This window comes from Streptomyces sp. NPDC058650 (genome assembly GCF_042717315.1).
Classification (GTDB): domain Bacteria; phylum Actinomycetota; class Actinomycetes; order Streptomycetales; family Streptomycetaceae; genus Streptomyces.
Genome location: NZ_JBHXRL010000002.1, coordinates 22,313 through 40,360, shown reverse-complemented (window position 1 = coordinate 40,360; position 18,048 = coordinate 22,313). Strand labels below are relative to the sequence as shown.

Below are 18,048 nucleotides of genomic sequence, written 5' to 3'. Positions count from 1 at the left end.
ACCGGAAGAGCACGTTCTGCGTGTAGGTGAGCGGGACCTGCGTGCACGTGAACGAGGTGCGATCAGGGATGCGGTCGAAGAGGGCCGTGCCCCCGCTTTTCCGTACCCTCACACGTTCGGAACCGCGTTTGTTTCCCGCCATTCACGGTCCCGAAACACCTCGCCAAGTGTGACTTGCGCGACGTTGGAGTGCCCGGCCTGCACCTCCCGGCCGGGTAGGCGTAGCCTTTATTTCCGCTGTCCATCACCTTGTGAAGCGGAAGAGGGCGGTTGCCGCCGTGTCGTCTCAGTCCCCCAGTACCCCGAGCTCCCCGACCGACCAAGACGGGCAGGGTCAGAACCCTGCAGCCGCCTTCGGTGCCAACGAGTGGCTCGTCGACGAGATCTACCAGCAGTACCTCCAGGACCCGAATTCGGTCGATCGTGCCTGGTGGGACTTCTTCGCCGACTACAAGCCGGGAGCGTCGGCGACCCCGACCGCCCCGGCCCCCACCACGACCACTCAGAGCGCGCCCGCAGCGCCGCAGGCGGGCCCCGCACAGGCCGCACCTGCCGCTCCGGCGGCCGCTCAGGCCTCCGTGCCCGCTCCGGCGCCGGCTCCCGCCGCGGCTCCGGCTCCGGCTCCGGCTCCGGCCAAGCCCGTCGCGGCCCCGGCCGCCCCGGTCGCCGCCAAGCCCGCCGCCGCTCCGGCGCCGGTCAAGGCCCAGGAGGCCACCACGGCCCCCGTCGGCCCCGAGCTGGTCACGCTGCGCGGTCCCGCCGCCGCGGTCGCGAAGAACATGAACGCCTCGCTGGAGGTGCCGACGGCCACGTCCGTCCGCGCCGTCCCGGTGAAGCTGCTCTTCGACAACCGGATCGTGATCAACAACCACCTGAAGCGTGCCCGGGGCGGGAAGATCTCCTTCACGCACCTCATCGGCTACGCGATGGTGCAGGCGATCAAGGCCATGCCGTCGATGAACTACTCCTTCGCGGAGAAGGACGGCAAGCCGACCCTGGTCAAGCCGGAGCACGTCAACTTCGGTCTCGCGATCGACCTGGTGAAGCCCAACGGCGACCGCCAGCTCGTCGTCGCGGGCATCAAGAAGGCCGAGACGCTCAACTTCTTCGAGTTCTGGCAGGCGTACGAGGACATCGTCAAGCGGGCCCGCGTGGGCAAGCTGACGATGGAGGACTTCACCGGCGTCACGGTCTCCCTGACCAACCCCGGCGGCCTCGGCACCGTCCACTCCGTGCCGCGTCTGATGCCCGGACAGTCGGTCATCATGGGCGTCGGCTCGATGGACTACCCGGCCGAGTTCCAGGGCACGTCGCAGGACACCCTGAACAAGCTGGGCATCTCGAAGGTCATGACCCTGACCTCGACGTACGACCACCGGGTCATCCAGGGTGCCGCCTCCGGCGAGTTCCTGCGCGTCGTCGCGAACTACCTCCTCGGCGAGCAGGGCTTCTACGACGACATCTTCAAGGCGCTGCGCATCCCCTACGAGCCGGTCCGCTGGCTCAAGGACATCGACGCGTCGCACGACGACGACGTCACCAAGGCCGCGCGCGTCTTCGAGCTCATCCACTCCTACCGGGTCCGCGGCCACGTCATGGCCGACACCGACCCGCTGGAGTACAAGCAGCGCAAGCACCCCGACCTGGACATCACCGAGCACGGCCTCACCCTGTGGGACCTTGAGCGGGAGTTCGCGGTCGGCGGCTTCGCCGGCAAGTCGATGATGAAGCTCCGCGACATCCTCGGCGTCCTGCGCGACTCGTACTGCCGCACCACCGGCGTCGAGTTCATGCACATCCAGGACCCGAAGCAGCGCAAGTGGATCCAGGACCGCGTCGAGCGCCCCCACGCCCGTGTGGAGCGCGAGGAGCAGCTGCGGATCCTGCGCCGCCTGAACGCCGCCGAGGCCTTCGAGACCTTCCTGCAGACGAAGTACGTCGGCCAGAAGCGCTTCTCCCTGGAGGGCGGCGAGTCCGTCATCCCGCTGCTCGACGCGGTCATCGACTCGGCCGCCGAGTCGCGCCTCGACGAGGTCGTCATCGGCATGGCCCACCGCGGCCGTCTGAACGTCCTCGCGAACATCGTGGGCAAGTCGTACGCGCAGATCTTCCGCGAGTTCGAGGGCAACCTCGACCCGAAGTCGATGCACGGCTCCGGCGACGTCAAGTACCACCTGGGCGCCCAGGGCACCTTCACCGGTCTCGACGGCGAGCAGATCACGGTCTCCCTGGCCGCCAACCCCTCGCACCTGGAGGCGGTCGACCCGGTCCTGGAAGGCATCGTCCGCGCCAAGCAGGACGTCATCAACAAGGGCGGCACGGACTTCACCGTCCTGCCGGTCGCCCTCCACGGTGACGCGGCCTTCGCCGGCCAGGGCGTCGTGGCCGAGACCCTGAACATGTCGCAGCTGCGGGGCTACCGCACCGGCGGCACGGTCCACATCGTCATCAACAACCAGGTGGGCTTCACCGCCGCCCCGGAGTCCTCGCGTTCCTCGATGTACGCGACCGACGTGGCCCGCATGATCGAGGCGCCGATCTTCCACGTGAACGGTGACGACCCGGAGGCCGTGGTCCGCGTCGCGCGGCTCGCCTTCGAGTTCCGCCAGACGTTCAACAAGGACGTGGTGATCGACCTCATCTGCTACCGCCGCCGCGGTCACAACGAGGGCGACAACCCGCAGTTCACCAACCCGCAGATGTACAACCTGATCGACAAGAAGCGTTCGGTGCGCAAGCTGTACACCGAGTCGCTCATCGGTCGCGGCGACATCACCCTCGAAGAGGCGGAGCAGGCGCTCCAGGACTTCCAGGGCCAGCTGGAGAAGGTGTTCGCGGAGGTCCGCGAGGCCACCGCCGCCCCGGCCGCGGCGACCGTGCCGGACGCCCGCGCCGAGTTCCCGGTCGGCGTCATCACCGCGGTCTCCCAGGAGGTCGTGAAGCGGATCGCCGAGTCGCAGGTCAGCATCCCGGAGCGGATCACGGTCCACCCGCGTCTGATGCCCCAGATGCAGCGCCGCGCCGCCTCCATCGACGACGGCACCATCGACTGGGGCTTCGGCGAGACCCTCGCCATCGGCTCCCTGCTGATGGAGGGCACCCCGGTCCGGCTCTCCGGCCAGGACTCCCGCCGCGGCACCTTCGGCCAGCGCCACGCGGTCCTGGTGGACCAGGAGACCGGCGAGGACTACACCCCGCTGCTCTACCTGGCCGAGGACCAGGCCCACTACAACGTCTACGACTCGCTGCTCAGCGAGTACGCGGCGATGGGCTTCGAGTACGGCTACTCGCTGGCCCGCCCGGACTCCCTGGTCGTCTGGGAGGCCCAGTTCGGTGACTTCGTCAACGGCGCGCAGACCGTCGTCGACGAGTTCATCTCCTCGGCCGAGCAGAAGTGGGGCCAGACCTCCGGCGTCACGCTGCTCCTGCCGCACGGCTACGAGGGCCAGGGCCCGGACCACTCGTCCGCGCGCCCGGAGCGCTTCCTCCAGATGTGCGCCCAGGACAACATGACGGTCGCCATGCCGACGCTGCCGTCGAACTACTTCCACCTGCTGCGCTGGCAGGTGCACAACCCGCACCACAAGCCGCTCATCGTCTTCACCCCGAAGTCGATGCTGCGTCTGAAGGCCGCGGCGTCGAAGGTGGAGGAGTTCACCACCGGCGGCTTCCGCCCGGTGATCGGCGACGCGACGGCGAACCCGGCGGACGTCCGCAAGGTCGTCTTCTGCGCGGGCAAGGTCTACTACGACCTGGAGGCCGAGCGTCAGAAGCGGGGCGACACGGAGACCGCGATCATCCGTCTCGAGCGTCTGTACCCGCTGCCGGGTGCCGAGCTCCAGGCCGAGATCGCCAAGTACCCGAACGCCGCGAAGTACATCTGGGCGCAGGAGGAGCCGGCGAACCAGGGTGCCTGGCCGTTCATCGCGCTCAACCTGATCGACCACCTGGACCTGGCGGTCGGCGCGGACATCCCGGCGGGCGAGCGCCTGCGCCGGATCTCGCGTCCGCACTCCTCCTCCCCGGCGGTCGGCTCGGCCAAGCGCCACCAGGCGGAGCAGCAGCAGCTGGTCAACGAGGTCTTCGACGCCTGATCGACCACTCCGTACGCGTACGGAAGGAGGCCCGGAACCCCGAGAGGGGTGCCGGGCCTCCGGCGTTTCCGGATTGCCTATCCTGGTCGCATGTACTTCACCGACCGTGGCATCGAGGAACTGGAGAAGCGGCGCGGCGAGGAGGAGGTCACCTTCGAGTGGCTCGCCGAGCAGCTGCGGACGTTCGTCGACCTCAACCCCGACTTCGAGGTGCCGGTCGAGCGCCTCGCGACCTGGCTGGCCCGTCTGGACGACGACGAGGACGAGGACGAGTAGGAGGCTCCGCTCCCCCGTCAGCGGTCCCGCAGTCGGTCGTAGGCCAGTCCGAGCGCGCCGTGCGCGACGAGCAGCGCCCCCGCCGTCGTCCAGCCGCCGCTGCGCCGGCCGATCCCCCAGACCAGCAGCGGCACGCCCGCCGCGAGTTGCGCCCCGCCCAGCACCCGCGCCCTGGGGCCGCGCAGGTACGGGCCGAGGGGCCCCTCCTCCACCGCGTCCAGCTCGGCCCGCACCGCATCGCTTCCCCAAGCTCTCAGCTTCGTTCGAGCAGGGGAGACCCCAGCGCCCGGCCATTCGAGCTGCTCGGCTCCCTGCGCGAGGGCGACGGAGCGGAGCCGGTCGGCGTTGTCGCCGGGGACGAGTCCGGTCGGCAGGGCGAGGCCGGTGCGGGCGAGGACCGCGACGACACCGACGAGCCGACGGTGGGCGTCGGCCTCCGGGTCGGGTTCGGTGAGCGGTTCCAGGGCCTGCACGTCCAGGACGGGGTCGAGGGCGAGCCTTGCGGCGAACGTACGCATGGCCTCGTCCTCGCCGACGGGCGTGCCGTCCGCGAGCCAGGTGTAGCCGACGGTGCGGCGGAAGCCCGCGGCGAGCGTGATCCCGGCCCGGTCGCGGTCCCACCACAGGGCGAGGACGGGCCAGGTCGCGGCGGAGACGGCGAGGGCGGTGGCCCAGCCGGTGACGACCTGTTCGACGGGCTCCCCGCCGTGGAGCCAGGGCTTCCCCTCCGGTACGAGCACGCTCCAGTCGTCGCCCGCGGGGGCGAGGAGCAGCTGTTCCCGCAGGAGCTGGGCCGGCGGCCTGACCGCCGGGGGGTCGGCACGGCAGAGCAGCAGCGCCCCTGAGGGGCTCGATCCGGATGTCGCGTTCATGCCCCCACGCTAGCCAATTTGTCCGTATACGGCGGTGATTGCCCCCGCGCATCAGGGAAGAGTCAGGGTTGACTTCCCCCGACCGCGATATATCGTGTCTATCGAGAGTCGCGATATGTTGCGTTGCCGAAACGGGAGGTCAGCACCATGACAGAGTGGTCCGTCACCGAGCCGACGAAACTTGCCCCGGCCGCCCCCGTGACGCGCCTGCAGGTCCGCATCGTCAACGGCACGGTGAACGTGGTGGGGACGGACGAGAGTTCCGCCCGCGTCGAGATCTCCGAGATCGAGGGCCCGCCGCTGATCGTGACGCAGGACGGCTCCACCCTGACCGTGACCTACGAGGACCTTCAGTGGAAGAACCTCCTCAAGTGGTTCGACCGCAAGGGGCACCGGCGCCGGGCCGTCGTCTCCGTCGCCGTCCCCGCGGGCGTCGACGTCGAGGTCGGCGCGGTCGACGCCGAGGCGGTCGTCTCCGGCATCAGAGGGCGTACGGAGGTCCGCGGCGTCACGGGCGACACGACCCTCGTCGGGCTCTCCGGTCCGGTCCGCGCCGAGACCGTCTCCGGAAGCCTGGAGGCCCAGTCGGTCACGGGCGCGCTGCGGATCACCTCGGTGACGGGCGCCGTCACGGTGATCGAGGGCGCGGGCGGTTCCGTGAAGGCCGAGACCGTCAGCGGGGACATGGTCATCGACCTCGACCCGGGCGAGCTCGACGGGCCGCCCGCCGACATCCGGCTCACCAGCGTCTCCGGCCAGGTCGCCATCCGGCTGCCGCATCCGGCCGACGCCCGGGTGGAGGCGAGCACGACGAGCGGCTCCGTGTCGAACGCCTTCGAGGATCTGCGGGTGACCGGTCAGTGGGGCACCAAGTCCGTCACCGGCACCCTGGGTTCCGGGCGGGGCACGCTCAAGGCGACCACCGTCTCCGGCTCCATCGCCCTGCTCCGCCGCCCCGAGGCGGCCGAGGACACCGAGTCCGCCGCCGCCCCCACCACGTCCTCCTCCGCGACCGGAAAGGTGCTCTGACATGTCGCCCGTCTTCGCCCATGGCCGCCTCCGCCTCTACCTGCTCAAGCTGCTCGACGAAGCCCCCCGCCACGGCTACGAGGTGATCCGGCTCCTGGAGGAGCGCTTCCAGGGGCTGTACGCCCCCTCGGCCGGCACGGTCTACCCGAGACTCGCCAAGCTGGAGGTCGAAGGCCTCGTCACCCACGCCAGCGAGGGCGGCCGGAAGGTCTACTCGATCACCGACGCGGGCCGCGCCGAGCTGGCCGGCCGCGGGGCCGAACTGACCGACCTGGAGCGGGAGATCCGCGACTCGGTCTCGGAGCTGGCCGCCGAGATCCGCGACGACGTGCGCGGTGCGGCCGGCCGGGTGCGCAGCGAGATGCGCGCCGCGGCGGGCCAGACGCGGAAGGCGGAGGGCTCGTCGTTCGCCGACGCCAAGGAGGAGCTTCGCCGGGCGAAGCACGAGTGGAAGGAACAGGCCCGCCAGGCCAAGGCGGAGGCCCAGTCGGCCCGCCATCAGGCGAAGGAGTTCCAGCGCATCGCCCAGCAGGTCCAGGAGGAGGTCCAGGACCGCTTCTCGCGGGGCGACTGGCCCAAGGGAGTCTGGGAGGGCCTCTCGGACATCACGGCGCAACTCGGTGGCCTGGTGGCGGGCACGACACATCCGAAGGCGGCGGCCCAGGCGGCCGACGCCGCGGGAACCGCCGGTGCCACGAGAGAGGGCGCGGCGTCCGACCCCGTCGACGAGGCCGGGCGGGCGCCGGAGTGGGCGCGTGACACGGAGGGTTCGGGTGATCCGGGACGCGATCTCGACCGGCTGCTCGACCGCTTCCGGGACGAGATCCGCGACGCGGCCCGTGACCACGGGGTGAGCGGGGAGCAGCTGGCCGAGACCCGCCGCCATCTGTCGACGGCGGCGGTCCGGATCACGGACGTGCTGAACCCGCGGCGCACGAGCTGAGCGAGCCGGGTCAGCCCCGGGTGGCGGTGACCGTCACCCGGGCACCCGGGACCGCGAGGATCCAGGCCCTCCCCCGGTCCTTGCGGAGGACGAGCGCCCCGCCCCGGGCCGTCACCCGCCAGTCGCCGGGCGGGAGCGAGAGCTCGGTGACGCGGGGACCGCGCCGCCCCGCGGAGTCGTACGACAGGCGGTAGACGCCCGTCGCCGCGTCGTAGGCCGCGGCGCGGACCGTGCCGGCGACCGCCTCCGCGTACGGCTCGGCGGTCAGTTCCTTGTTCGTGCGGAAGGCGCCGGTGCCGTCCACCGCGCAGTACCCGCCGCCGTAGCACCACTCCCAGCCCGCCCAGCCCGAGCTGTAGCGGCCGAGGGAGGACATCGCCTCGCGGTAGAAGCGGTTCATGTTCGGCAGGGAGTTGTTGAGCGGGCCCCACTCCCCCACCACCACGGGCACCTTGTACTCCTTGGGGTACAGGGTGACGGCCTGCTCGTAGTTCTCGACCCAGCGGGCGGCGGGGTCGTAGTCGGTGCCTGCCTCCATGCCGGCGTTGTAGAAGTGCGGCGCGTAGACGATCCGGGGGTCGTCGATCCGTCCGAGTCCGGTGGGCACGCCCTCGCCCACGATGGGGGTCGGCTCGACGAAGATCCAGGTGTCCGGGTCGACCGAACGGATGGTGTCCGCCATCCGGTTGTACATCGGGGTCAGCTGCTCGCGTTCGATGCGGCGGGCCGCCGTGGCCAGGTCCTCGCCCTCCCCCATCTCGCCCATCGGCTCGTTGATCAGGTCGTAGCCGAGGACGGCCGGGTGGTCCTCGAAGCGGTCGGCGAGCACCCGCCACATGCGGGCCTGGGCGAGCCTGAGGTCCTCGTCCTCGTACAGGTGGGTGAAGGCCCGCTGGACGGCCGGTTCGAAGTACTCGGAGAACCAGTCGTCGGGGTGCGGGGTGAAGGGCAGGCCGTCGGTCCTGGTCGCCCACTCGGGGATGCCCCGATGGCCGAAGGCCGGGCCGAAGACGTCCTGGTGGGCGTCGAGGAGCACCTTGACGTCGTGCTTCTCGGCCCAGCCCAGGATCCGTTCGATCTTGCGCAGATAGGCCTGGCTGTACTGGCCGGGGCGGGGCTCCAGGTCGTCCCAGAAGACGAGGAGGCGGGCGAAGTTGAAGCCCTTGGCGCGCATGTCGCGGATGTGCTTCTCGGTGATCGCGGAGAGGGCTGCGTCGCCGCTGTTCGCCTTGTCCGCGAGGTTCCAGCCGCGCAGGGTGAGGGTGCGGCCGTGCTCGTCGGTGAGCGCGGGTATGCCGTCACCGCCCGCGCCCCCGGTCTCGGCATGGGCGGCCGTCGGGGTGAGCAGCGCGGCGACGACGGCACTCGCCACAAGGGTGGTTCGCAACAAGGAAGACCTCCGGCACGAGGATGTGAGAGATGTTCATGTTTCGTTGCCGGAGATCCCATCAGCACGACTGACGAGTCATCAAGAGGTCGTGAGGACGATCTTTCCGAAGAGCTCGCCGGAGGCCATCTTCTCGAAGCCCTCGCGGGCCCGGTCCAGCGGCAGGACCTCGTCGACGACCGGCCGGACGCCCGTGGCCGCGCAGAACGACAGCAGGTCCTCCAGCTCGTCCTTGGAGCCCATGGTCGAGCCGACGACCTTCAGCTCCAGGAAGAAGATCCGGGTCAGCTCGGCGTGCGCGGGCCGGTCCCCGCTCGTGGCGCCCGAGATGACCAGGGTGCCGCCCGGCCGCAGCGACTTGACCGAGTGCGACCAGGTCGCGGCGCCGACGGTCTCGATGACCGCGTCCACGCGCTGCGGCAGCCGCGCCCCCGGCTCGTACGCCTCGACGGCGCCGAGCTCGACGGCGCGCTTACGCTTGGCCTCGTCGCGGCTGGTGGCGAAGACTCGCAGGCCCGCCGCCTTGCCGAGGGCGATCGCGGCGGTGGCCACGCCGCCGCCCGCGCCCTGCACGAGCACCGAGTCCCCGGGCCGTACACCGGCGTTGGTGAAGAGCATGCGGTACGCGGTGAGCCAGGCGGTGGGCAGGCAGGCGGCCTCCTCGAAGGAGAGCTCCTTCGGCTTGGGCAGCACGTTCCAGCGGGGCACGGTCACCCGCTCGGCGAACGTGCCCTGGTACCGCTCGGTGAGGATGGAGCGGGGCTCGTCCGGCCCGACGCCGTGGCCGGTCTGGCCGATCACGGAGTGCAGGACGACCTCGTTGCCGTCCTCGTCGATGCCGGCGGCGTCGCAGCCGAGGATCATCGGCAGCTTCTCCTCGGGCAGTCCGACCCCGCGCAGCGACCACAGGTCGTGGTGGTTGAGCGAGGCGGCCTTGACGGTGACGGTGGTCCAGCCGGGCCGGACCTCGGGCTCGGGGCGTTCGCCCAATTCGAGCCCGTTCAGGGGCTGGTCGCGGTCGATTCGGGCAGCGTAGGCAGCGAACATGGCCCCGACCCTAGGGTCGGACAGGCGTGTGGCGGAACCACGCACCCGTGTGACACATACCTCCGCCGTGCGCGACGAGGCCGCGCCCCCGCCTACGCGGCGAGACCGGCCCCGGCCCACGCGACGAGGCCCGTCCCGACGTACACGACAGGGCCCCGTCCCGGCGGTGCGGAACGGGGCCCTGTCGGGGCTCAGGTGCGGGCTCAGCGGCGCGCGATGCCCTCCGCGCGGGCGGCGGCGGCGACCGCGGCCGCGACGGCCGGGGCGACCCGCTCGTCGAACGGCGACGGGATCACGCAGTCGGCGGCGAGCTGGTCGCCCACCACGTCCGCGATCGCGTTCGCCGCGGCGATCTTCATGCCCTCGGTGATCCGGGAGGCCCGGACCTGGAGCGCGCCGGCGAAGATGCCGGGGAACGCGAGGACGTTGTTGATCTGGTTCGGGTAGTCCGAACGCCCGGTCGCCACGACGGCCGCGTACTTGTGCGCGACGTCGGGGTGGACCTCGGGGTTCGGGTTGGCCATGGCGAACACGAAGGCGTTCGGGGCCATGGAGGCGACGGCCGCCTCGGGGACCGTTCCGCCGGAGACGCCGATGAAGACGTCCGCGCCGGCGAGGGCGGTCTCCAGGGAGCCGGTCAGGCCCGCCTTGTTCGTGATCTCGGCGAGCTCGCGCTTGACGTCGGTGAGGTCCTCGCGGTCGCGGCTCACGATGCCCTTGCGGTCGGCGACGGCGACGTCACCGAGGCCGGCCTCCAGCAGGAACTTGGCGATGGCGACACCGGCCGCACCGGCGCCGGAGATGACCGCGCGCAGGTCGCCGAGGGTCCGGTCGGTCAGCTTCGCCGCGTTGCGGAGGGCGGCGAGGGTGACGATCGCGGTGCCGTGCTGGTCGTCGTGGAAGACGGGGATGTCGAGGCGCTCCTGGAGCTTGCGCTCGATCTCGAAGCACCGCGGCGCCGAGATGTCCTCCAGGTTCACGCCGCCGAAGGACGGGGCGAGCCGGACGACCGTCTCGACGATCTCGTCGGCGTCGGTGGTGGCGAGGGCGATCGGGACCGCGTCCACGCCGCCGAACTGCTTGAAGAGGATGGCCTTCCCCTCCATGACCGGGAGGGAGGCCTCCGGGCCGATGTCGCCGAGGCCGAGCACCGCCGTACCGTCGGTCACGACGGCCACGACCTGGGACTTCCAGGTGTAGTCGTTGACCAGCTCGGGCTGCTCGGCGATCGCGGTGCACACCTTGGCGACGCCGGGCGTGTACGCGAGGGACAGGTCGTCCTTGTCCCGGAGGGGAACGGTGGCCTGCACGGCCATCTTGCCGCCCCGGTGAAGGGCGAAGACAGGATCGAAGGGCTCGGGTGCCCCATCCGTACCACTGTCATTGCGAGGATTGACGATCTCCGCTGCCATTGGGAAGACCCCTTAAGTCTGTTTCATTTGAGGGTGGCCACTCCTGGTTGAGGAGGGGTGGGGAGGCACCGCGGCCGCCTTGTCTGGCAGCCGCGCGGGCGCGCCGCACAACGCGCCCTGAGCCCCGGATGAGGGGTGTAAGGATCCTTCTTACCGGACGGACGGCACCGCAGACGAGTCCATAACCGCTCGGTGACGCGACTCATACCGAGTGCATCCGGACACGGACGGAGCGCGACACGTCACCCGTTGTCCCGATAGATACTCACCACACCCGAATGGCCGCCTTCGGCTCGTCCGAATGGCGAGATCTACCGGAGATTTTCCGGTGACGGGGAAGGGATTCCGAAGAAGGTCCGGCCTTGATGTACCGGCCTGTCGTGATTCGGGGGTCACCCGTTACCCGATTTTGACATCCATGGCCGTCGGTTTGAGGCGGTCCGAATGGCAAGATGCCGTAATCACACGAGGTCGCGGCACTCGAAGACGCGTACGCGACCTACTGGCAACTCCCTCACACGCCGGAGGAACCCGACCATGACCGCACGCGCCACGCGCTGTACGACCGCCGCCAAGACCCGCACGTCCCGTCTTGCCGCGGTCGCCGCCATCGCGGTCGCCGGCTCGATGCTGCTGACCGCCTGTGGCGACCAGACCGAGGGCGGTTCCGCGACGCCGACGAAGGACGGCGGCTCCGCGCCGCCCGCCAACGCCGCACCGCTCTTCTCCAAGCTCCCGGCCGACATCCAGAAGGCCGGCGTGATCAAGGTCGGTACGGACGCCTCGTACGCCCCGATGGAGTTCACCGAGGGCGGCAAGATCGTCGGCGTCGACCCCGACATCGCCGCGGCCCTGAGCAAGCAGCTCGGCGTCGAGTTCAGGTTCACCTCCGGCACCTTCGACGGTCTGATCACCTCGATCTACACCGGCCGCCAGGACCTGATCATGTCCTCGATGACGGACAACAAGAAGCGCCAGGAGGGCCTGGACGACAACGGGAAGAAGATCGGCAAGGGCATCGACTTCGTCGACTACTTCAGCTCCGGCGTCTCCCTGCTGGTCAAGAAGGGCAACCCGCAGGGCATCAACTCCCTCGACGACCTCTGCGGCAAGACCGTGGCCGTCCAGCGCGGCACGATCTACGAGGACACCTTCAAGGCCCAGGCCGCGAAGTGCGGCGCGAACAAGCTGACGATCCAGGCGTTCGACACCGACGCCGAGGCCCAGACCCGCGTCAAGGCCGGCGGCGCCGTGGCCGACCTCAACGACTACCCGGTGGCCGCGTACATCGCGAAGACCTCGGGCGGCGGCAACGACTTCGAGGTCGTCGGCAGCCAGAGCGACGTCGGCCTCTTCGGCATCGGCGTCTCGAAGGAGAACACCCAGCTGCGCGACGCCGTCAAGGAGGCGCTCGACGCGATCATCAAGGACGGCACCTACGCCGATGCCCTGAAGAAGTGGGACGTCGAGGACAGCGCCGTGAAGTCGGCCACCGTCAACGCCGGCAAGTGACCTCCCCGCTCCACTGAAGGGCAGTCGTCATGACTGACAAGATCAGCAAGGATCCGGCCGCCGCTCCGGCCGGGTCCGGCGCCTCGGGCTCCCCGTACGAGGCGATCAAGGCCATCCCCGTGCGGCACTACGGGCGCTGGATCAGCGCCGTCGTGGTCGTCGCACTGCTCGGCTGGCTCGTCTACGCCTTCTCCCAGGGCAACATCATCTGGGACACGGTGTGGGACAAGGTGTTCGACCCGTCGGTCATCAGCGGCCTGTGGAACACGATCATCATCAGCGTCGCGTCCATGGCCCTCGGCCTCGTCCTCGGCGTCCTCTTCGCCGTGATGCGGCTGTCGAAGAACCCGGTGACCGGTGCGGTCGCCTGGCTCTACATCTGGTTCTTCCGCGGCACCCCGGTCTACGTCCAGCTGCTCGTCTGGTTCAACCTGTCGCTGATCTTCGAGTACATCGACCTCGGGCCGATCTACAAGAACGAGACCGTGGACGTCATGACGCCGTTCATGGTGGCGCTGCTCGGCCTCGGCCTCAACGAGGGCGCCTACATGGCGGAGATCGTCCGCGCGGGCATCCAGTCGGTCGACGAGGGCCAGACCGAGGCGGCGCATGCGCTCGGCATGTCCCAGACGAAGACGATGGGCCGCATCGTGCTCCCGCAGGCCATGCGGGTCATCGTGCCGCCGACGGGCAACGAGTTCATCAACATGCTGAAGACCTCGTCGCTGGTCTCGGCCGTGCAGTACACCGAGCTGCTGCGGGCCTCCTCGAACATCGGCAGCACGGCCGGTGCCGTGATGGAGATGCTCTTCGTCGCCTCGATCTGGTACCTGGCGCTGACCAGCGTGTTCAGCGTCGGCCAGTACTACCTGGAGCGCCGCTTCGCCCGCGGTTCGACCCGTAACCTGCCGCCCACCCCGTGGCAGCGGGTCAAGACGAACCTGACCACGTTCAAGCGTTCCCCGGAGGCATCGGCATGACCGGTCAGCCCATGGTCAAGGCGGAGGGCGTCCACAAGTCGTACGGCGCCGCCCACATCCTCCGCGGTATCGACCTCGAGGTGCAGAACGGCGAGGTCTTCTGCCTCGTCGGCCCGTCCGGCTCCGGCAAGTCGACCTTCCTCCGGTGCATCAACCACCTGGAGCGGGTCGACGGCGGCCGGCTCTCGGTCGACGGCCAGCTGGTCGGCTACCGGGAGAAGAACGGCAAGCTCTACGAGCTGAAGGACAGCGAGGTCGCGGCCCAGCGCCGGGACATCGGCATGGTCTTCCAGCGCTTCAACCTGTTCCCGCACATGACGGCCCTGGCCAATGTCATGGAAGCGCCGATCCAGGTGAAGGGCGAGACCAAGGCCGTGGCCCGCGAGCGGGCCGAGCGGCTGCTGGACCGGGTCGGCCTGGCCGACAAGGCCGGGAGCTACCCCACGCAGCTCTCCGGCGGCCAGCAGCAGCGTGTCGCCATCGCCCGCGCGCTGGCGATGGAGCCGAAGCTGATGCTCTTCGACGAGCCGACGTCGGCGCTCGACCCGGAGCTCGTGGGTGACGTCCTGGACGTCATGCGGGACCTGGCCGAGTCGGGCATGACGATGATCGTCGTCACGCACGAGATGGGCTTCGCCCGTGAGGTCGGCGACTCGCTGGTCTTCATGGACGGCGGCGTGGTCGTCGAGTCGGGCAACCCGCGGGACGTCCTGGGCAACCCGCAGCACGACCGGACGAAGGCGTTCCTGTCCAAGGTGCTCTGACACGGGACAGGAAAGGGGCGGTACGGGGTCACCCGTACCGCCCTTTCCCTCTTTCGGGTTACCGGGCTACTTCACGGCGAGGAGCAGGGTGTCGGAGGGCGACGCCCACACCGGGCGGGCCTCGCCGAAGCCGGCGGCGCGGAGGGTGTCCGCGTGCCAGCGGGCGGAGGGCATGTCGCCGTCGGCGTGCTCGCCGTAGATCTCGAAGCGGCGGGCGGTGGGCTCGGCGAGGGCCGGGTCCTTCGCGGCCTCGGCCCACCACGCGGCCCAGTCCAGGGCGCCGCCGGCCTTGGCCCTGTCCATGACGGCATGCCGGTGCGCCCGCTCGGCGGCGTTGATGCGGGGCGTGCTCTCGTCGATCATGTGGTCGGCGTTCATGAAGACGCCGCCGTCCCGGACGAGACCGGCGACCTGCCCGTAGAGGGCGGTCAGGGGCTCGCTGTGGAGCCAGTGGAGTGCGGTGGCGGTGAGGACGGCGTCGTACGAGTCGTGGGGCAGCCGCGCGACCCACGCGGGGTCCTTGAGGTCGGCGGTCACGAAGGTGACGCGCTCGTCGCCCGCGAAGTACCCCTCGGCGATGGCGAGGAGCGCCGGGTCGAGGTCGACACCGGTACTGGTCGCCTCCGGGAACCTCTGGAGGAGCCGATCCGTGATACTTCCCGTACCGCACGCGAGGTCGAGCACGCGGGGCTTCGGTCCCACAACGGCCTCGACCATGTCGAGCATCACCCGGAACCGCTCCTCACGGTCCGGCATGTACCACTCCTGCTGACGGTCCCAGCTCTGCTGCCAGCCCGCCCAGTCGGTTCCGGTCATCGCCGTACCCTCCCCGCTTCGTAATACCCTCGATAGGGGAACAGCCGTTACCCCTTCCGACCGAGACACTAGCCCGCCGGAGTAAGGACTACAAGTGGAACTGGCCTATTACTCGGATTACGCCGTGCGTCTGGTCAACACCGAGGAGCCGGCCCGTAACAAGGACGCCCTGACCTCCGTCGAGGTGATCCGGGAGCTCTTCGGCCCGGCCACCCAGATGGCCCGGCGGGCGACCGACTCCGACGTGACCCGCTTCCGGTCGGTACGCACCCGCCTGCGGGCCGTCTTCACCGCGGCCGACGAGGGCGACCACACGGGGGCCGTGGACCTGCTGAACTCGCTGCTGCTGGAGTTCCCGGTCAGCCCGCAGATCTCCGGCCACGACACCCTCGACGAGGACGGCCGGCCCCGCTGGCACATGCACCTCGCCGACCACCCCTCGAACGCGACCGCGGGCTACGCCGCGATCGCGGCGATGGGCCTCGCCTTCCACCTGACGGAGTTCGGCGCGGACCGGCTCGGCCTGTGCCAGGCGCCGCCCTGCCGCAACGCCTACCTCGACACCTCCACCAACCGCTCCCGCCGCTACTGCTCGGACCGCTGCGCGACCCGGGCCAACGTGGCCGCCTACCGGGCCCGCAAGCGCCTGGAGGCCGAGCGGTCCGACCACACGGGCCTGACCGAGGAGAACAGCCAGGAGAGCACCACCCAGGCCGACCGCTGACGCCCCGGCGTCACCGGCCGGTACCGCGCCCGTACCCGCCCGAGGACCAGCTCGGGCGGTACGGCCCCGAAGACCCGGCTGTCCCCCTCGGCGTCCGGATTGTCGCCCAGCACCCACCAGCCGCCGTCACGTCGCTCGATCAGCCGCTTCACGATGAGCAGATCCTGCTGGAGCGGATGCCGCAGCACGGCGACGGCGCCGGGCCGCAACCGGGCGCCGTAGCGCACGAGCAACTGGTCGCCGTGGAGCAGCGTGGGCACCATCGACACCCCCGTGACCTCGGCGATCCCGAACGGCGCCCCGGCCTCACCCACGCGCTCCGGCCCCGCTTCCCTCATCGGCACTCCCACCCTGCTCGTACCCGTCCCGTCGACACGTCCGCCGACCCGTCCCGTCGACACGTCCGCCGACCCGTCCCGTCGACACGTCCGCCGACCCGTGCCGCCGACCCGTCCGTCGACACGTCTCGTCCACTCGTACACGAGTCCCATGGTGACCCTGGACTTTTGACCTAAGCCCCAGGGGGCGCCCGCGAAAACGCCCTTCTCACCGAGTAATGTCCCACCTGAGAAGACGATCACGAGGAAGGACGGCTCAATGCTCTCCCGCCTGTTTGCCCCCAAGGTGAAGGTCAGCGCCCACTGCGACCTCCCGTGCGGCGTGTACGACCCGGCCCAGGCCCGCATCGAGGCCGAGTCGGTCAAGGCTGTCCAGGAGAAGTACCTGGCGAACGAGGACGCGCACTTCCGTGCCCGTGCCACGGTCATCAAGGAGCAGCGCGCGGAGCTCGCGAAGCACCACGTCTCGGTGCTCTGGAGCGACTACTTCAAGGCCCCGCACTTCGAGAAGTACCCCGAGCTCAACCAGCTGGTCAACGACACCCTGAAGGCCCTCTCGGCCGCCAAGGCGTCGACCGACCCGAAGACGGGCGAGAAGGCGCTGGAGCTCATCGCCGAGATCGACCGCATCTTCTGGGAGACCAAGAAGGCCTGACCTCTGGTCACGCCTCAGGGCCGGCGGGTCTTCCCGCTTGCCCGGCTTCCCGGTCCGCACCCGGTCCGCAGGCCGCCGAACACGGCGTCCATGCGGCCCGGGTGCGGTCTTTTTTCGCCCGTCGGCGGCCACCGGGGAGACACCCTCGATACCTTCGGGTCGCGACGGTGGAGAGGGCGCTGCGCTGGGCGGTGGCCGCGGCGACGTCGGCGGCCGTGGTGTCGGCCGCCGGGTGCGGCGAAGAGCGGGCGGTGTGCACCTTGATCGGTGCGGAATCCCAGGTGCATGTCGTCTGGGACACCGCGCACTTCCCCGTCGAGGCCGGGTACCGGCTCTGCGCCGACCAGGTCTGCCGGAACGGGCAGGCGCGGCAGGACGGCCCACTCGGGACGTTCCGGCTGCCTCTGCCCGAGGCCACGGGAGAGCAGCGGGTGGCCGTGCGCTTCCGGGTCACCGACCCGGCCGACGGCCGGGACCTCTACGACCGCACCGCCGAGGTCACGCTGCGGAAGGTCACGCCCAACGGCGAGCGTTGCGGGCCCGTGGTCTGGCAGGCGGGCGTCCGGGCCGATCCGGAGCGGGGTCTGGTCGACACCGCCCGCTGAGCGTCAGCGTCGCCGCCCTAGGCCGGGTCCACCGGCAGGGTGTAGCGGCGTTTCTCCTTGGACGTCGCGCCCAGGCGGTCGTAGAAGCGGATCGCGCCCTCGTTCCAGGCGGGCGTCTGCCACTGGATCTCCGTCAGGCCCAGGGCGCGCGCCTCCGCGCGGACGGCGTCGACCAGGAGCGGGCCGAGGCCGTGGCCCCTGGCCGTGGACGTGAGGTAGAGGCAGTCCATGTGGAGGTACGCGACGCCGTCCCAGGTGGAGAGTTCGGGCGCGCAGGTGGCGTAGCCCGCGAGAGTCCCGTCCGGGAGCTCGGCGACCAGGCAGCGGAGGCGGGGCACCTCGGCCCCGGGCCGCACCGGTCCGTGCGACTCGCCACCGGGCTCTGCCGATCCGTGCGACTCGGGGCCAGGCCCCGTCGGTTCCTGCGACTCGCCGCCGGGCTCAGTCGGTCCGTGCGACTCGTGGCCAGGCCCCGTCGGTCCCGGCGACTCGCCGCCGGGCTCTGCCGGTCCGTGCGCCTCGTCGCCCGGACCGGACCCGCCGAAGAGGAGGCCCGCGAGGCGGGTCGCGAGGTCCGGGGTCGGGGGTGGGGCC

General features: G+C 70.4%; 16 protein-coding genes and 1 pseudogene. 10 read left to right on the top strand and 7 right to left on the bottom strand.

The features are described from left to right. Positions 1–278 precede the first annotated feature (278 nt). Entirely contained in the window at positions 279–4,094 is a 3,816-nt protein-coding gene (locus ACFWWU_RS03945) for a multifunctional oxoglutarate decarboxylase/oxoglutarate dehydrogenase thiamine pyrophosphate-binding subunit/dihydrolipoyllysine-residue succinyltransferase subunit (protein ID WP_384138551.1), read from the top strand. Between the two features lie 90 nt (positions 4,095–4,184). Further along, positions 4,185–4,370, top strand: coding sequence for a DUF6104 family protein (locus tag ACFWWU_RS03940; RefSeq protein ID WP_018102711.1), 186 nt, complete (start codon positions 4,185–4,187; stop codon positions 4,368–4,370). 17 nt (positions 4,371–4,387) lie between these two features. On the opposite strand, the gene ACFWWU_RS03935 is transcribed toward ACFWWU_RS03940, so the two are convergent. Next, entirely contained in the window at positions 4,388–5,242 is an 855-nt protein-coding gene (locus ACFWWU_RS03935) for a hypothetical protein (RefSeq protein WP_384138547.1), read from the bottom strand. A gap of 147 nt (positions 5,243–5,389) precedes the next feature. Here ACFWWU_RS03935 and ACFWWU_RS03930 point away from each other — a divergent pair, with 147 nt between their 5' ends. Continuing rightward, positions 5,390–6,271 carry a DUF4097 domain-containing protein gene (locus ACFWWU_RS03930; RefSeq protein ID WP_384138544.1) on the top strand — a complete coding sequence of 294 codons (882 nt, stop codon included), beginning with the start codon at positions 5,390–5,392 and terminating at the stop codon, positions 6,269–6,271. A 1-nt stretch (position 6,272) separates the two neighbouring features. Further along, positions 6,273–7,214: a helix-turn-helix transcriptional regulator gene (locus ACFWWU_RS03925; protein ID WP_384138541.1), complete on the top strand. Its 942-nt coding sequence runs from the start codon at positions 6,273–6,275 to the stop codon at positions 7,212–7,214. Between the two features lie 10 nt (positions 7,215–7,224). On the opposite strand, the gene ACFWWU_RS03920 is transcribed toward ACFWWU_RS03925, so the two are convergent. The 3 genes from ACFWWU_RS03920 to ACFWWU_RS03910 form a co-directional block, all read right to left on the bottom strand. Beyond that, positions 7,225–8,562 (bottom strand): cellulase family glycosylhydrolase, encoded by a 1,338-nt coding sequence (locus tag ACFWWU_RS03920; RefSeq protein WP_384139550.1) that lies wholly within the window; start codon positions 8,560–8,562, stop codon positions 7,225–7,227. A 120-nt stretch (positions 8,563–8,682) separates the two neighbouring features. Beyond that, on the bottom strand, positions 8,683–9,648 hold the full coding sequence (locus ACFWWU_RS03915) for a zinc-binding dehydrogenase (RefSeq protein ID WP_317599072.1): 966 nt from the start codon (positions 9,646–9,648) through the stop codon (positions 8,683–8,685). Between the two features lie 203 nt (positions 9,649–9,851). Next, positions 9,852–11,060: an NADP-dependent malic enzyme gene (locus ACFWWU_RS03910; protein ID WP_329621218.1), complete on the bottom strand. Its 1,209-nt coding sequence runs from the start codon at positions 11,058–11,060 to the stop codon at positions 9,852–9,854. Between the two features lie 537 nt (positions 11,061–11,597). On the opposite strand from ACFWWU_RS03910, the gene ACFWWU_RS03905 reads away from it, so the two are divergent. From ACFWWU_RS03905 to ACFWWU_RS03895, 3 genes are read left to right on the top strand one after another with little or no spacing between them, the layout of a single operon-like run. After that, on the top strand, positions 11,598–12,572 hold the full coding sequence (locus ACFWWU_RS03905; RefSeq protein ID WP_384138536.1) for an ABC transporter substrate-binding protein: 975 nt from the start codon (positions 11,598–11,600) through the stop codon (positions 12,570–12,572). Positions 12,573–12,601: 29 nt separating this feature from the next. Further along, positions 12,602–13,552, top strand: a complete 951-nt coding sequence (locus ACFWWU_RS03900) for an amino acid ABC transporter permease (protein WP_384138533.1) — start codon at positions 12,602–12,604, stop codon at positions 13,550–13,552. Further along, the gene (locus ACFWWU_RS03895; protein WP_384138530.1) at positions 13,549–14,316 is read left to right on the top strand and encodes an amino acid ABC transporter ATP-binding protein; all 768 of its coding nucleotides are present in this window, start codon (positions 13,549–13,551) and stop codon (positions 14,314–14,316) included. The genes ACFWWU_RS03900 and ACFWWU_RS03895 overlap by 4 nt, the downstream gene beginning before the upstream one ends. A 66-nt stretch (positions 14,317–14,382) precedes the next feature. Here ACFWWU_RS03895 and ACFWWU_RS03890 read toward each other — a convergent pair whose 3' ends face one another. Beyond that, complete coding sequence (locus ACFWWU_RS03890; RefSeq protein WP_384138527.1) at positions 14,383–15,132, bottom strand: class I SAM-dependent methyltransferase; 750 nt, start codon at positions 15,130–15,132, stop codon at positions 14,383–14,385. A gap of 94 nt (positions 15,133–15,226) precedes the next feature. Between ACFWWU_RS03890 and ACFWWU_RS03885 the strand changes: the two genes are divergently transcribed. Continuing rightward, positions 15,227–15,856 (top strand): CGNR zinc finger domain-containing protein, encoded by a 630-nt coding sequence (locus ACFWWU_RS03885; protein ID WP_384138525.1) that lies wholly within the window; start codon positions 15,227–15,229, stop codon positions 15,854–15,856. On the opposite strand, the gene sodX is transcribed toward ACFWWU_RS03885, so the two are convergent. Next, complete coding sequence (sodX, locus tag ACFWWU_RS03880) at positions 15,760–16,194, bottom strand: nickel-type superoxide dismutase maturation protease (protein ID WP_384138522.1); 435 nt, start codon at positions 16,192–16,194, stop codon at positions 15,760–15,762. The genes ACFWWU_RS03885 and sodX overlap by 97 nt on opposite strands. A gap of 259 nt (positions 16,195–16,453) precedes the next feature. On the opposite strand from sodX, the gene sodN reads away from it, so the two are divergent. Further along, on the top strand, positions 16,454–16,849 hold the full coding sequence (sodN, locus tag ACFWWU_RS03875) for a superoxide dismutase, Ni (RefSeq protein WP_015036129.1): 396 nt from the start codon (positions 16,454–16,456) through the stop codon (positions 16,847–16,849). Positions 16,850–17,016: 167 nt separating this feature from the next. Beyond that, a complete protein-coding gene (locus ACFWWU_RS03870; RefSeq protein WP_384138519.1) occupies positions 17,017–17,454 on the top strand; it encodes a hypothetical protein in 438 nt (145 codons plus the stop codon). A 17-nt stretch (positions 17,455–17,471) separates the two neighbouring features. Here ACFWWU_RS03870 and ACFWWU_RS03865 read toward each other — a convergent pair. Then, positions 17,472–17,789: pseudogene (locus ACFWWU_RS03865) on the bottom strand (GNAT family N-acetyltransferase); the annotation flags it as partial. Between the last annotated feature and the right edge of the window lie 259 nt (positions 17,790–18,048).

Excerpts from the sequence above, each read along its gene's own strand:
- ACFWWU_RS03940 (WP_018102711.1), top strand. The coding sequence starts at position 4,185 with ATGTACTTCACCGACCGTGGCATCGAGGAACTGGAGAAGCGGCGCGGC.
- ACFWWU_RS03935 (WP_384138547.1), bottom strand. The coding sequence starts at position 5,242 with ATGAACGCGACATCCGGATCGAGCCCCTCAGGGGCGCTGCTGCTCTGC.
- ACFWWU_RS03930 (WP_384138544.1), top strand. The coding sequence starts at position 5,390 with ATGACAGAGTGGTCCGTCACCGAGCCGACGAAACTTGCCCCGGCCGCC.
- ACFWWU_RS03925 (WP_384138541.1), top strand. The coding sequence starts at position 6,273 with ATGTCGCCCGTCTTCGCCCATGGCCGCCTCCGCCTCTACCTGCTCAAG.
- ACFWWU_RS03915 (WP_317599072.1), bottom strand. The coding sequence starts at position 9,648 with ATGTTCGCTGCCTACGCTGCCCGAATCGACCGCGACCAGCCCCTGAAC.
- ACFWWU_RS03910 (WP_329621218.1), bottom strand. The coding sequence starts at position 11,060 with ATGGCAGCGGAGATCGTCAATCCTCGCAATGACAGTGGTACGGATGGG.
- ACFWWU_RS03905 (WP_384138536.1), top strand. The coding sequence starts at position 11,598 with ATGACCGCACGCGCCACGCGCTGTACGACCGCCGCCAAGACCCGCACG.
- ACFWWU_RS03900 (WP_384138533.1), top strand. The coding sequence starts at position 12,602 with ATGACTGACAAGATCAGCAAGGATCCGGCCGCCGCTCCGGCCGGGTCC.
- ACFWWU_RS03895 (WP_384138530.1), top strand. The coding sequence starts at position 13,549 with ATGACCGGTCAGCCCATGGTCAAGGCGGAGGGCGTCCACAAGTCGTAC.
- ACFWWU_RS03890 (WP_384138527.1), bottom strand. The coding sequence starts at position 15,132 with ATGACCGGAACCGACTGGGCGGGCTGGCAGCAGAGCTGGGACCGTCAG.
- sodX (WP_384138522.1), bottom strand. The coding sequence starts at position 16,194 with ATGAGGGAAGCGGGGCCGGAGCGCGTGGGTGAGGCCGGGGCGCCGTTC.
- sodN (WP_015036129.1), top strand. The coding sequence starts at position 16,454 with ATGCTCTCCCGCCTGTTTGCCCCCAAGGTGAAGGTCAGCGCCCACTGC.